This window comes from Aliiglaciecola sp. M165 (assembly GCF_007197995.1).
Lineage (GTDB): Bacteria > Pseudomonadota > Gammaproteobacteria > Enterobacterales > Alteromonadaceae > Aliiglaciecola.
The window spans coordinates 229,857-243,782 of the sequence record NZ_VKKH01000003.1 but is presented as its reverse complement, the minus strand read 5'-3'; the positions used below and the strand labels follow the sequence as shown (position 1 = coordinate 243,782).

Sequence of the window (13,926 nt, the reverse complement as noted above, 5' to 3'; positions counted from 1 at the left end):
GTGAGTGAACACAATTGGATTAAACGGAACGAAAGAGAGCAAATATTGCCCTATCTTGCACCGTGTAAATTGCACCGCTATGATTAAAAACGAGAAAGAGACAAAAATGCGGACATCTTTTTTCATTATTCTAAAAATGAGTTTATAAACCTGCATTGAATACGATGAGACTATGACTGATAGCGCCTGTGAAACATTGAACTACCAAGTGGATACTGAACAAGACAAATTGCTTGCCAATGAGCTTGTAAAAGACGCGTATCATAGCTTGCTTAATGTGGCGCGAGTGCACCGTCGGCGTGCCAGATTTAATGACACCATGATGACCGATGATGTGCTTAACACTGCATTTCTTAAAATTACAGGGCAAACCGTGTGGCAATCACAGCAGCATTTTAGTCGTCTGATGTGCTTGGCTATCCGCCAAGTAGTGGTAGACCACGCGCGCCAGCGATTAGCGAAAAAACGTGGCGGTAGCCAAGACAACCAAGAGTACAAAGAGGGCGAAACCCTGTTGCCTGAATACAAAGAATCACCTGAAGAAATTGTCATGCTGAATGAATTGTTGGAGCAGTTGGAGCAAAAGCAGCCAAGACTCTCATTGATAGTGAACGCCCGGTATTTTGCATCGTTGACTGAGGCTGAAACAGCGACCGCTCTTGGCATGTCGGAGCGCACAGTACGCCGTGATTGGGTGACTGCTCGGGCTTGGTTAGCTAAAAAGATGGCTTAGCTGGGTTGATTCGAATCTTCCCAAAATGCAGGTGCTAGTTGCTTATCTGCTAAACGTTTGTAGATATATAGCATCAACATATTTGAACTTGCATCATTGTGGACATCGGGTGTTTCTAACCATTCCAGGTCGGCTTGCGATACCTCAGAGCGCTCAGATAGCACATAGACATGCATCAACTTTAAAAAATTCATTGTTCGCCCATTGGAATCGGCGGCAAGCGCTTTTGCTTGCAAATCTTCTGTGTATGCAAGTGCGGTCTCGCTTTTTCCAGTGAGCAGAAGCACATAGGCTTGCATACCTTTTGCCAAAAAGTGCAGTGCACTGTTTTCTCCGGCAAAACGCTCAAACAACGGCAGAGCATCATCAATGAGTGCGATGGCCTGCTCACTATTACCTTTGTTAGCTTCAACACAGGCTTTTAACATCAGGGCTCTGGCTTGTTGAATGCTTTCACCTTTGAGTGGAACATCTTCCTCAAGGATGTCGTTGACAAGACGGTAGGCGGCATCGTAATCATTTTGCCATGCTAACAAAATACTGGCATAGTTGAATCGCGATATATCTCTGCCGTAGGCAGCAAACCCAGGGTTATCTAAAAAAATTTGTAAGGTTTGTCCGTAGGCGAATGTTGCTTCCTCAAAATTTGCCTGCAAGGTTCGCATACCCGCCAATTGACTATAGGCAAATAGTCGCTCAAATGGAGCTTCTGTTGTGGCTAAGCGATTCTCAAGTAAGTCCACAGAGCGCGCTATATCTTCAGGTGCTCGTGTTGATCTTGCTAGTCGATTGGCATAGTTTGATGCGTCTGCCTCGCTGGTTTGACTACCATCACCAAAAAAGGCAACTAACCCACGCAAAATCTCTATGGATTCTTCGAAGCGACCCGTGTCATAAAGCATCAACGCGTAGGCTTCTTCACCCAATGCTCGCAATGCCTCTGAGCCACTTTCTGATGCCATCCAAGCGTCAAATATTTCAATACCTGAGGCAGTATCACCCCGAAAATAAAAGTTTCTGCCGATGGCATAACTGAGTGCGGCAGCGGTATTAGGATCGTTTTCTCTGTTGTCAAATGCAGTTTGCCATCGCTGCTTCAATAATTGACTGAGGCGCTCCACATCTTCTTCGCCGCCAAATGCGCGTTGCAACACATCAGAGTATGCTTGCTGCGCGGCTAATGTTGCTTCAGTGCGTTGAAATTGCCAGTTGGCTTTTTCCAACGCAAGTGTTGCCAGGTTACCCTGATGATTAGCATCGTTGGCATACTTTAGACTAACGAGTATGCCAATAATCAATGCAGAAACGGTGGTGACAGCAAGGGCAGTAGAAAATGGATTCCGCTTTAAAAATCGACTCGCCTTGTAGGTGAATTTCCCCGGTCTCACACTGACCGGACGCTTGTCTAGTATGGCTTTTACGTCCTCAGCAAAAAGTGCGGCAGACGCATAGCGATTGGATGGCTCATACGACAAAGCATGACTGATAATGGCGTTTAGATCCTGGTCTTTAATTGCGGAAGTGTCGGTTTCCATACCGCCGTTACTGAGTCTGGTAGGGCGCTCTTTACTCACCAATTCGTGTAACAAAATCCCCAAAGCGAATATGTCTGTCTGAACGCTTAGCGGTTGACCTTTCAGTTGTTCTGGAGCGGCGCTGGCCAGGGTGAGCGCCGCTGTTGAGCCTGTCTCTTCATGAAGATCCGAGGCTATGCCAAAATCAATTAAGCGAGGCGTGCCATTAGCACCGATGATGATATTGCTAGATTTTATATCTTGATGCAGTACAAGTTTGTTATGGGCGTAGTCAACGGCATTACAGACAGCAATAAAAAGTTTCAGTCGTTGTTTTAAGTCAAGTTGAAGGTTTGCTGCATAGCGACAAATAGGTTCACCGTCGACATATTCCATCACCATATAGGGTCGACCATCATCTGTATTACCGCCATCTATAATTCTGGCAATATTTGGATGGTCCATTTGCGCTAAACGGCGACGTTCAATTTCAAAGAGCATGTCTCGATTGACCGAAAGGCCGCTGATCAGTTTTAGAGCGACTCGTTGCTCGTACAAGCCGTCTGCGCGAAAGGCGAGGTACACTTCGCCCATGCCGCCTCGGCCTATCATTTTGTCAATCTTCCATGGGCCAATAAGTGTGCCGCTAGCTAAACTTGCCTCATCAGTTGTCGCATCGCTGACTGACGTCGCTAAAAAATCAGATGTAGGACGTAAACGGTGTAGTAGTTTGGAGATTTCTTTAGAATTTTCTGAGTCGGGAAGGGCATTAAGGAATTCGGTTAGTTCTTTGGTATTGAATGTTAGTGCATGCTCTGCGAGCCCTGTGATTTTTGCCCAATCTAGCACAACTTTACTCCCCACTTAATGTAAGCCAGAACGCCTTTTTCTTTTTACTTTAGCCAATAACAGGATAAAAACTAACCAGAATTAAGACTAGCGGCATAATAATCATGATGCAATAAACCTCGGAAATGTGGGAAGGGAATTATTAATTCGTGATCAGGGAGGGAGTTAATCAGAATCACTCCACAAGGATTACGCTCCCGTTTTGAGAGTTCTTTTTAAGCAACGAGGTAAAAAACTGCTTAGGGGAGAGTTTTTTCCTATACTTTTTCTAAGTCATCTGAAGGTGAGAGTCGTGCGAACTATTTTCTATTTAGGCATTTGGCTATTGCTAACTGGTCACGCAACAGCGGCCTCCCAACCGATCATCGATATACATCGTCATGCGCCACTTTCAGGCTCAACAGATAGTGAGTCGATTGATGCCATGATAGATGTCCTTAAACAACATAATGTTGTGGTTTCTGTTGTGGCAATTACTTCTCCAGAACAAGCGCTAGCATGGCAGGACAAGTCTGACCGCTTTGTTCTGGGGGCAATGATGCCGTGCCCTCGAAACCTTGGCTCACCTTGGTACTATTGTTTTCCTCAGACACAAGGGGTGCCGAATCTGCAATGGCTTCGAGGCAGGGTACAATCTGGTGCAGTGGGTGCGTTTCACGAGATGATGTTTAACTATGATGGTTCATTGCCCGGAGACGCGAAATTGGCGCCTTTTTGGGCGCTTGCCGCGGAATTTAATTTACCTGTTGGTGTGCATTAGTGGAGCGGACCACCGCCTGGCAAATCGATTCGCAAAGATCCCAACTGTTGTCCTAATTATAATGGCGATATCGGAAACCCAAAACACTTACGTGTTGTACTGGACAGGCATCCGGGTCTTAAAATTTGGCTGCAACATGTTGGTTCCGATGGTGATTCAATACCTGAACTCTGGACTGAGACTTTGAGTTTGCTTGAAGACTATCCCAACGTTTATGTCGATTTATCCATCACTAATAGTATTTTGCCCATTGAAGACTATGAGAAAGCCTTAGTGCGGTTAGTAGCGTCTGGATTTGGCAACCGAATCATGTTGGGTTCAGATAATGTGCCTCTCGACATTATCCTGAAGCGGCTTAACAGTATAAAAAGTATTAGCAAAAAACAGCGAGCGGCAATCCTTTATGACAATGCGGCTAATTTTCTCAATCTAAGCGAAGCAGAGCGACATGGGCACTAGCCTGCTAACTGACAAAAATTGGGTTTAAGTGAAAAATAGGAGCTAATTAAATTACTTTCAGCATAGGTTTTGAACCTATTTGTCCCATTTGATCTTTTTTCCCATTACGTCTTTAAACGGATATTACCTATACTGGTAGGTATGAAAAACTCTAGTAGCTTAGCCCTTGCGCGTACCCTCTGTGTCGTTTTTATTACTGCGGCCGTTTCTGCCTGCAGTGTTACTGCGCCCACTACATCAAATGAATTACCTGCTTATCGTGCGCTCAATCGACTTCCATTGGATATTTGCAAATTAGACGGTATCGAAGAACCACTTCTTTGTGGCACGCTGGATGTCTACGAAAATCGCTTAAAAATGAGTGGCACAAAAATTCCCATAAAATTTGTGGTAATACCGGCGATAGACGAGCCACACACAAATTCGGCCTGGATCGAGCATGTAGGGGGGCCTCGGTATTCAATGATTGCCAATGCCAGGTATTTTGCTAAAGGTGGGTATCTTGAGGTTTTCAGACAGCGGCGAGATGTTGTGTTAATCGACCCTCGGGGCCTACATGAATCCAGTCCACTCTATTGCGAGGCACTCAGCAAACCCCGCATCCTGCAACGCTATTATCCACCCAAAGCAGTAAAAGCATGTCGTGGAGAGCTGGAAGACAAAGCAGATTTAAGCGCTTATTCAACCTTAAATGCAATCGATGATTATGAAGAGATCCGCAAATGGCTTGGATACGCTCAATGGGACGTTGGCGGTTGGTCATACGGTGCGCGATTTATGTTGACCTACCTACATACCTATCCGCAGAGTATCCGCAGCGTAATCCTAGCAATGCCATCCATTTTGAATTTTCAGCGTCCACTAGATTACGCCCGTTTTGGTCAACAGGCATTTGATAGGCTTGAACTCGATTGCCAGCAGGATGCGCAATGTCACGCCAATTTTCCAAACGTTCGTCAAAGCTTAAATGCGGTATTGACGAAACTTGATAAACACCCAGTCAAAATCGATTTTTTCAATCCTGACAGCGGCAAAGTAGAATCGAGGATCCTAACCCGAGATATATTTGCCGAATCGATATGGGTAATGCTCTTGGATACCCGAGAAGCCCGTCAACTGCCGTTTATTTTGAGCCAAGCCGTAGCAGGTGATTTTTCGCCTTTTATCGACTTGGCAGTGCCAAAATCACCTCAGCAAAGTGAACCTGAAGGTCATTACTTTTCCGTTGTTTGCCCAGAAGAAACAGGGCAGCTTGATCAGGCAATAACCAGCGTCGCATCAAAGGACACATTTGTCGGCAATTATATCGCAAAAGACTACATTGAAGCCTGTGAAGCGTGGGGCTTGCCTCTGAGTCCGAATCATCCAATGACGAAAAAACGCTTTCCAACACCGGCTTTAATCATCACGGGAGAACAAGACCCGGTGACTCCGCCAGTCTATGGCGAAATAAATGCAGAGCATTTTGATAACGTATTGCATATCTCCTTGCCACACACGGCGCATGGCATATCGGCATTGAAAAATACCCATTGCCTACCGCAATTTCTAAATGGATTTGTCGAATCAGCAAGTTTGGACAACCTCGATATGTCTTGTGTTCGTGGCTTTAAGCCACCTGCGTTTCGTCTGGATTAATCGCATTGAGGTGCAACATCAAGATGTGACCGCCTAAATGCCTTGTTATTTTGACCAATAAGGTGCCCTTAGCCGCTGCTTGAAGATCTTACCACTGTCTTCTCTTGGCAGCGCATCGTGCAAGTCGAGCTTTCTTGGAAACTTAAAACGCGCAAGTTTTCCTTCAAGAAATTCATGGATTTGTTCGAGGGTAAGGCTATTTCCTGCCGCGCATTGCACCGCCACAACTATGGTTTCGCCAAATTCCGCGTGGGGCGCTCCAAAAACTGCGCAATCTGCAATGTCGGGCATATCAATTAATACGGCTTCAATTTCCGCCGGAAATATATTCGCTCCGCCTGAGATGATCATGTCTTTCTTTCGATCATTAATAAACAAGTAGCCGTCTTCATCCACATAGCCAACGTCTCCGACGGTGGTGTGGCCATCAACGTGTAAATCAGCTAAATCGCCTTCTGCATTGGTATATTTAAAAGGGCCAAACATGGGCAGGTATACATAGATTGAACCGGATTCTCCAGCATGTAAAGGCTGTTTCTCATCATCAAGGATCTTGATTGAACCACCAGGCAGCACCTTGCCAACAGATCCCGGTTTATCTGCTGCTTCAGAAGAAGATATCAAAGTCATGAAGCCAATTTCGCTAGCCCCGTAGGACTCGTAAAATATAGGCCCGAACCAGTCAATCATCGCTTGTTTAACGTCAGCAGGGCAGGCGGAGCCTGTGGACAAGGCAAAGCGCAATGACGATACGTCGTAAGCTTTTTTGACCGGCTCGGGCAATTTAAGCAAGCGCACCATCATAGTGGGTACAATGTAAGTATGGGTGATCTTGTACCGATCGATATCGGCGAGAAATTGTTCTGCGTCAAATTTTGGTTCAATGTAAATATCCGCATACCCTGAGGCTATACAACTCATCGAAAGTGCATTGGGCGCACTATGGTACATTGGCGCAGAAACATAAAAGCGATCGCCAGGCTCAAGCTTCATCAACGACTTCGATAAACCGCGATACACCTCGTATTTATCGGGGGCTGACTCATCCACTTCACGTTTTATTCCTTTCGGGCGACCCGTACTACCTGAGGTATAAGAAAACATGCCTCGAAAGCGTTTTGGCATGCTGTCGATAGCTTGAGTACTTTGCAATAACTCAATGAGATCTTCTGCCAATGGTGGGTTTGATGCCATTGGGGGCAGGGCGTAGCGCTGTACAACCTCGTCAGGCGTTGGGAATTGTAACACTCGTATTTGGCTCAAATCCTCACTGCTCAACCCATTGATCAAGTCACTGTGACCAATTAACACAGCCGTTTTGGAATCTTCAATAATGTGCACAATTTCTTGCGACGATGCATGCCAATTAAGAGGAACGTAATAGGTTTCAACATAACGACAGGCTTCGATCACCGCCAAATATTCTGGCGCGTTGCGCATTAAAATGGCAAGAGTATCTCCAGTTTGCACGCCTTGATTTTTCAGTACGGTAGCTATCTTTCTAACTTGCAGTTCAAAATCTTCTCTGTGAAGTGCTTTGTCGCAAAAATGTAGATTGCCTTTGATAAGTTTCTCCTTGTTCAGGAATGTCAGAATTCTCTGATTAAGAATCAGCTAGGTTAACCAGATAACGCCCTACAACCTTACCTTGCATAAATCGTTTGAGATATTCAGGCACGTGGGCTAGGGTGATCTCCTCGCACATCGAAGCTAAATTAGGTAACTTCATGTCAGTTGCCACTCGTTGCCAGATATGTTGTTTTTCATGCAAAGGAATGTAGACGGAATCAACGCCCAACAACGAAACGCCGCGGATAATAAATGGAAATACTGTTGATGAAAATTCGCCCGATGCTGCAAGGCCACAGGCAGCAACGCCGCCGCCTGATTTGATTTGTTTTAAAAGATTAGACAGGTATTCACCGCCTAAGGTATCAATACCATGGGCCCAGATCTCTTTGCCCATAGGCAAGTCACCTACCTCATTGATCGTATCTCTGTGCAGTACTTGTTCTGCGCCCAGGGCTAACAGGTTTTCAGATTGTTCCGGTTTGCCTGAAAAAGCCACGACGGAGTAACCCAGTTGCTTGAGAATTGCGATACTAACACTGCCGACTCCACCAGTGGCACCGGTCACCGCGACCGGACCATCGTCGGGCGTCGCCCCCATTTTCTCAAGTTTTTGTACACATAATGCTGCGGTAACACCGCCTGTTCCATACATCATGGCTTCCTTCAATGACAGGGCTTCAGGACGCTTTACCGCCCAATCTGCGGGAATGGAAATATACTGCCCAAGTCCTCCTGGGGTGTTCATACCCAGATCATAACCAAAGACCAATACCTCATCGCCGGCTGCAAAGGTGCCTGATTTGTCCTCAACGACGACTCCCGCTGCATCGATGCCTGGGGTATGAGGAAAATTACGGGTCACTCGTTTATTGCCGCTAGCTGATAGCGCATCTTTATAATTCAATGAAGAGTAATGAACGTTGATAAGCAGGTCATTGTCTGGCAAATCTGACATGGCCTTTTGCACCAGACTTGAAACGTATCGTTTATCGTCAGTTTCTTCTACCTGAATGGCACTAAACGGTTTTGAGTGAGACATGATGTTAAAGCTTAAGTCGATTAGGCGTAGCAAAAACTTTAGCAGAGAAGCTCTAGCAACGCGAAATTTGCATTTATGTGCTTCAGCATTTGGCAATTTTCTGGGGTGAATCCAACTGTTTGAAGTATTCCATGCCAGTTTTTAACAAGGGGTTGGGTCAAGTGCGCTTTATTGTAATGACAATTAGCGTTAGTATTTTTCGTTGAATAAACTTAACGGAAGTAACCACTTTTTATGGCAGCTGATAGATTTATCCCTTTTAGAAAACAAGACATTATAGAAATGTGTCTTAAAGAAGTGGACCAACTGGGATCTGAAGTCTCATTTAAGCAGTTCTGCGAATTGCTTGCCAGTTTTATTCATTTTGAGTATCACCATTTGTTGGAATCACTAAAAAATGATTATGCGCCTTTTGATCCCAATGCCGATACACGTCAGCTACGCGAGTTAACCTCGCAGCAAAAAATTCATGCTCGTAATGCCTTTGCTGACAACTTTTCAAAAGTGCTTAATGCGGCAAATTTTGAAAAAATAACAGAACAGGATTTGCAAGATGCCTTAACTGAAGAGTCCCTGTTTAAAGTCAGGCTAGAAGTAGAATTTGATGATTTTGAACAAGTGGTTTTTTTTCGTCGTGGAGAATCTCAAAAAACGGAGACAATCTCCTCATTGTGGGGATTGCGAAAACAAAATATCCATTTTACCAACTACGATCGCGTTGCGGTGTTTATCACCCTAAAAGACAAAACCCATTTTGAACGCAAGAAAAAGCTACCAATTGGTTTTGAGCCAGGCTCTACCATCATTAAACTTTTTCAGAATGTGCCAAAAGCCGATCTAGAGATGTTGTTTCCCAACAGCGAAGTCAGAATGCGGCGAATCGACAAAGTGATCATCAGCGCGTCTGCAATTGTTGGCGGTGCTGTGGTGTTAGTCACTAAGTTAGGGGCATCCATTATACTGCTGGCTGCTTTAGTCGCATTTTGGCTTGGCTGGCGCAACGAATCTGTAGAAATGACCCAACAACATTTTTTGTCCTTTGCTATTGGAGTAGGGGTGTTAGGCGGCTTTGTGTTTAAAGAGTGGAGCAAGTTTAAAAATCGAAAAATTAAATTTATGAAAGCCCTTTCGGATAATTTGTATTTTAAAAACTTGGACAATAACGCAGGTGTTTTTCACACGCTGATTGATGCGGCCGAAGAAGAGGATTTTAAAGAAGCACTTTTAGCTTATACCTTTTTACTAAAATCGCCTGAGGGGTTAAGTGCACAAGCATTAGATCAGGAGATTGAACGTTGGTTCGCGCAAACCTATCAGTGCACGTTGGATTTTGAAATATCTGATGCCTTAGGAAAACTTGAGCGAATGCAATTGATCGCATCGAAAGGCGATTTATATCTGCCATTGTGTTTAACCGTTGCCAAACAAAAATTAGATACACAGTGGGATAATTTTTTTAGTTATAACAACGTCTGAAACTTGTAAAAAGGCGGCTAGCTAATTCTCAATCTTCAGAATTGGCAACGTTTTCCAATTCATTTAATACACCACAATCTTTGACTTTTACGTTGTCAGCACATGCTGATTTAATTGAAAGCAGTGAATGTTGTAGGGCGGTGAGTTCATCAATGCGGTTGTTCACATCCTCAATATGCCGTTCAATGGTTTCATTAACACTAGAACAGCTGTTTTCTGGTTTCGCTTTTGTCACCAATAGTTGATCGATTTCGGCTATTGACATGTCCAATGAGCGGCACTGTTTTATGAATAATAATTGCTTTAGTGCGCTGGCACAGTAAATGCGGTAGTTGCTTTGTGTGCGTTCGGGTCTGGGCAAAAGGCCGCGACGTTCGTAAAATCGAATTGTTTGAATGCTCAACCCAGTCTTTTGAGCCAAGGCGCCAATTTTCATAAATCTAGAATTTCCGTGTTGACCCTATACTTGGTATAGACATTACACTTGCTTGGTAAGTTCGTAAAGCCAATCTCGTGAATAGCAAACTACACAGTGATTGGTCTTAAACCAGTACTAAATTTTAAGTATTGTTTATGCTACCTATAGCGCTTTAAAGGAGAAAAAAATGAATATCAGGCAAGCAGTAAAACCTTACGTTGTGGAAAGATTGCACATGGCAAAAAGTGCATTTTTAAACGACCAAAGTAAAGAGGGATTTCGACACCTTGAAAATGCTCATGTACTCGGCCAGCACTCTACGTATTTCCATACTCGTGTGCATTTTGAAATGCTGAAATACGGATTTAGACAGGGTGATACCAATGAAGTATTCGGTCAGATCTTGAGGATTATAGGTGCGATAACAAAAACCTCTTTGGGTTTACTTCCTAGAGGGAATACGGGAGGTGCGAATGTTAGCGCTTTTAAGTCTATGCCTATATCCCCTGAAAACCTCGCCATATTGGATAAAATTAAACATGAATCAAAATAGCATACGAAGTTAGAAAAGATGGTGGAGGGGGTGAAAGCAGAGTTTAGGCGCACTGCGCCTTCTGCTTGAACGACCAGCAGGGATGCTGGGCTGGAATTAAGCCACATGGATGTGTTATTGCCTCTACTCCCAAGTATTCAATTGGCGCCCTTCGGGCCATGCTTCGCATGTTTTAACTTGTTCCCGACAAGTTAGTCGAACTGCGTGTCGCAGCTTCTCGTCCAGCCCCTTCAAGGACTAATTTATTTGATTTTGTGTGAATTGGATTTCTAGGTATTTAGAAAAGATGGTGGAGGGGGCAGGATTCGAACCTGCGAAGGCTGAGCCGGCAGATTTACAGTCTGCTCCCGTTGACCGCTTGGGTACCCCTCCGAAAGAGGCGCGTATACTATCAGAAAAACACACACTGTAAATAGCGTTAAAGAAATATCCGATCTATTCGATAAAAAAGTAATCAATCTTTTGAGTTTCTGCCTTGTCTAATACCCAAGCACTTGATGCAATTGTGCAATCTGATCTTGAATGGTCCGGATCGATAAATCGGTCGACGGCTCAAGGCGAAAAGTTCGCGTTACTAATAGCCATGCTATCTGATAACGTTTTATTGCGTCCTGCCATAGAAAAAACTGAACCAGACGAATCTTATAATTTAGACGTCCAAAATCATTATCGGCGCAACCCGTTAAGCGCAGAGCAAGTCGATTGGGAAAAAATGAATCAGGCGAATTTTGCATTTCATAACAATGTGTCTGATGGTCGTCTATGGTGTGTTTTGAATCCTCAGCCGCTGGCCATGTTTGATGACGACAAACGACTTGACGCTGAGATTATCGCCAATTGCAGCCACGTTACCCAACAACGTTATAAGGCCGCAAGTGACAACACCATCGAAGTAGACGAAACAATACTTTATGACGTGTTAGAGTCCATTCACGCTTAAATAATACCCCTGTTTATGCTGAGGGTATTTTGATTGTTCAAACAATCTTGTTATACTCCGCGCCGCAAAAATTTGCTTTGGTTTTACGTTCCAATTCGCAATAGGAAAAGATATGTCTAAATTCATTGTTTGCGCGATGTACAAATTCGTCACGCTTGAAAATTATAAAGAAATGCGTCAACCACTCCTTGACGTCATGGAATCCAATCAGATCAAGGGTACTCTTTTACTTGCCCATGAAGGTGTCAATGGCACGATTTCAGGGAGTAGGGAAGGCATAGACGCCTTGATTTCATATTTAAATCAAGACGAAAGAATTAACCCCATTTCTTTTAAAGAATCTCTTGATGACACCCAGCCTTTTTACCGCACAAAAGTTAAACTCAAAAAAGAAATTGTGACAATGGGTGTTGAGGGTATCGATCCAAAACAAACCGTCGGGACTTATGTCAAACCCGCAGATTGGAATGCGTTGATTTCTGATCCGGAGGTGTTGTTAATCGATACACGCAACGACTATGAGATTGAAATAGGCACCTTCGAAAATGCGGTGAACCCTAAAACTGATACATTTAGAGAATTCCCCCAGTATGTGAAAGATAACCTGGATCCTAAGGTCCACAAAAAAGTTGCCATGTTTTGTACCGGTGGAATTCGCTGCGAAAAATCCACCGCCTATATGAAAGAACAGGGTTTTGACGAAGTCTTTCATTTAGAGGGGGGCATTTTAAAGTATTTGGAAGAAGTGCCTAAAGAAGACACGATGTGGAAAGGGGACTGTTTTGTATTCGACAATCGCGTTGCGGTCGATCATGATTTACAAAAGAGCCATTACGAAGCTTGTTATGCTTGTCGCTTACCTATAACTGCAAATGACAAAGAAAGTGAGTTATATGAGCCAGGCGTTAGCTGCCCCAAATGCCATGGAACGCACTCTGAGGAACAAATAGCGAGATTTAGAGAAAGAGAAAAACAGGTTAATCTTGCCAAGCAACGAAACGAAGAGCACGTTGGCAGTGAAGCACGCAAAGCCACAAAGCTTCGTCGTCAACTCAAAGCGGCTGAGAGACGAGAAAGAAGGGTCGCTGCAGGTAAATCGGCATAGACATAGGCGGGTAATAAAAGATACTATTCCTGTACAGTGACTGAGTAAGGTTATTTATGACACAGAGTACGCCCATGGATGAAAGCAAAGTTGCCGAGATCCGTAAAGAGTTTGACTATTTTGATAAAGATAATAATGGGCAAATCGACCTGCCTGAATTTATTGAACTGCTGACGATTCTTTCGCCAAAGACTAAAGCAAGTCATGTGCAAGAAGGCTTTCAATTGATCGATGAAAACAATGACGGTTTTATCGACTTTGAAGAGTTTTTAGATTGGTGGCAAGAAGCTTGGTGGGAATATTAGCTTCTAACTTAAATTAAAAAACGCTCCTTCTGGAGCGTTTTTTAACTGCCAAGACACTTTGCTAGTCAATATTTGCATCTGCAAAAATAGTCGACCCCTTTGTTTATTGGGTGTTTACTAGATATTTTCGATAAACTTCAATATCGCGCCAAATGATTTGCCACCCATTTTTTGAAAACGACTGTCAAACATTCCACCAATAAGAGGAATATTGATTCGTCCTTTTGAGTGCCATTCAACCAGAGTACCGTCTTCTTGTTCAGAAAGGATGATCTCGCCCAAATCATGAGCAAAGGGCAAGGGGGTAGAGTATTCAATGAGGTAACCAAGCTTAGTAGGGCGTTCAAAACTCACTATCCGTTCGTGCAATACAACTGAGCCTGTATCGATCATTCGTAACGCGCCCAACCCATTGTCTTCTGAGTTCCCTTTTTCCAATAATTTGGAGCCTTTCACACCGGGGAATTGCTTGTATTCGCTATGATTGGCGAGTTGCTCAAACACAAACGAAATATCTTTTTTAACGACTCGAGATACTTTAATGTCAAACAACGCGCTTCTCCAT

At 43.9% G+C, this 13,926-nt stretch carries 14 protein-coding genes and 1 tRNA gene; 9 read left to right on the top strand and 6 right to left on the bottom strand.

Annotation, left to right across the window (positions count from 1 at the left end):
* Window positions 1–172 precede the first annotated feature (172 nt).
* A complete protein-coding gene (locus FM019_RS06670; protein WP_143835144.1) occupies window positions 173–733 on the top strand; it encodes an ECF-type sigma factor in 561 nt (186 codons plus the stop codon).
* On the opposite strand, the gene FM019_RS06665 is transcribed toward FM019_RS06670, so the two are convergent.
* Window positions 730–3,096, bottom strand: a complete 2,367-nt coding sequence (locus tag FM019_RS06665) for a serine/threonine-protein kinase (protein WP_143835143.1) — start codon at window positions 3,094–3,096, stop codon at window positions 730–732. The two genes, FM019_RS06670 and FM019_RS06665, sit on opposite strands and share 4 nt — an antisense overlap.
* A gap of 292 nt (window positions 3,097–3,388) precedes the next feature.
* On the opposite strand from FM019_RS06665, the gene FM019_RS06660 reads away from it, so the two are divergent.
* The 3 genes from FM019_RS06660 (at window position 3,389) to FM019_RS06650 (ending at window position 5,953) form a co-directional block, all read left to right on the top strand.
* The gene (locus FM019_RS06660) at window positions 3,389–3,856 is read left to right on the top strand and encodes a hypothetical protein (protein WP_143835142.1); all 468 of its coding nucleotides are present in this window, start codon (window positions 3,389–3,391) and stop codon (window positions 3,854–3,856) included.
* Window positions 3,857–3,883: 27 nt separating this feature from the next.
* The gene (locus tag FM019_RS06655; RefSeq protein ID WP_143835141.1) at window positions 3,884–4,315 is read left to right on the top strand and encodes an amidohydrolase family protein; all 432 of its coding nucleotides are present in this window, start codon (window positions 3,884–3,886) and stop codon (window positions 4,313–4,315) included.
* Between the two features lie 141 nt (window positions 4,316–4,456).
* A complete protein-coding gene (locus FM019_RS06650; protein WP_143835140.1) occupies window positions 4,457–5,953 on the top strand; it encodes an alpha/beta fold hydrolase in 1,497 nt (498 codons plus the stop codon).
* Window positions 5,954–5,998: 45 nt separating this feature from the next.
* On the opposite strand, the gene FM019_RS06645 is transcribed toward FM019_RS06650, so the two are convergent.
* A complete protein-coding gene (locus FM019_RS06645) occupies window positions 5,999–7,519 on the bottom strand; it encodes an AMP-binding protein (RefSeq protein WP_143835139.1) in 1,521 nt (506 codons plus the stop codon).
* 37 nt (window positions 7,520–7,556) lie between these two features.
* Window positions 7,557–8,564 carry a YhdH/YhfP family quinone oxidoreductase gene (locus tag FM019_RS06640; RefSeq protein WP_143835138.1) on the bottom strand — a complete coding sequence of 336 codons (1,008 nt, stop codon included), beginning with the start codon at window positions 8,562–8,564 and terminating at the stop codon, window positions 7,557–7,559.
* A 234-nt stretch (window positions 8,565–8,798) separates the two neighbouring features.
* Between FM019_RS06640 and FM019_RS06635 the strand changes: the two genes are divergently transcribed.
* Window positions 8,799–10,040 carry a DUF3754 domain-containing protein gene (locus FM019_RS06635; protein ID WP_143835137.1) on the top strand — a complete coding sequence of 414 codons (1,242 nt, stop codon included), beginning with the start codon at window positions 8,799–8,801 and terminating at the stop codon, window positions 10,038–10,040.
* A gap of 28 nt (window positions 10,041–10,068) precedes the next feature.
* Here the strand turns inward: FM019_RS06635 and cadR are convergent, their stop codons facing one another.
* On the bottom strand, window positions 10,069–10,476 hold the full coding sequence (cadR, locus tag FM019_RS06630) for a Cd(II)/Pb(II)-responsive transcriptional regulator (RefSeq protein ID WP_143835136.1): 408 nt from the start codon (window positions 10,474–10,476) through the stop codon (window positions 10,069–10,071).
* A gap of 169 nt (window positions 10,477–10,645) precedes the next feature.
* On the opposite strand from cadR, the gene FM019_RS06625 reads away from it, so the two are divergent.
* Window positions 10,646–11,011 (top strand): DUF3703 domain-containing protein, encoded by a 366-nt coding sequence (locus FM019_RS06625; protein ID WP_143835135.1) that lies wholly within the window; start codon window positions 10,646–10,648, stop codon window positions 11,009–11,011.
* Window positions 11,012–11,298: 287 nt separating this feature from the next.
* Here FM019_RS06625 and FM019_RS06620 read toward each other — a convergent pair.
* Window positions 11,299–11,383, bottom strand: a tRNA-Tyr gene (locus tag FM019_RS06620).
* A 103-nt stretch (window positions 11,384–11,486) separates the two neighbouring features.
* On the opposite strand from FM019_RS06620, the gene FM019_RS06615 reads away from it, so the two are divergent.
* The 3 genes from FM019_RS06615 (at window position 11,487) to FM019_RS06605 (ending at window position 13,361) form a co-directional block, all read left to right on the top strand.
* Entirely contained in the window at window positions 11,487–11,951 is a 465-nt protein-coding gene (locus FM019_RS06615; RefSeq protein WP_143835134.1) for a VC2046/SO_2500 family protein, read from the top strand.
* Window positions 11,952–12,063: 112 nt separating this feature from the next.
* On the top strand, window positions 12,064–13,056 hold the full coding sequence (locus tag FM019_RS06610) for a rhodanese-related sulfurtransferase (RefSeq protein ID WP_143835133.1): 993 nt from the start codon (window positions 12,064–12,066) through the stop codon (window positions 13,054–13,056).
* 56 nt (window positions 13,057–13,112) lie between these two features.
* On the top strand, window positions 13,113–13,361 hold the full coding sequence (locus FM019_RS06605; RefSeq protein ID WP_143835132.1) for an EF-hand domain-containing protein: 249 nt from the start codon (window positions 13,113–13,115) through the stop codon (window positions 13,359–13,361).
* Window positions 13,362–13,478: 117 nt separating this feature from the next.
* Here FM019_RS06605 and FM019_RS06600 read toward each other — a convergent pair whose 3' ends face one another.
* Window positions 13,479–13,913, bottom strand: a complete 435-nt coding sequence (locus FM019_RS06600) for an SRPBCC family protein (RefSeq protein WP_143835131.1) — start codon at window positions 13,911–13,913, stop codon at window positions 13,479–13,481.
* Window positions 13,914–13,926 lie beyond the last annotated feature (13 nt).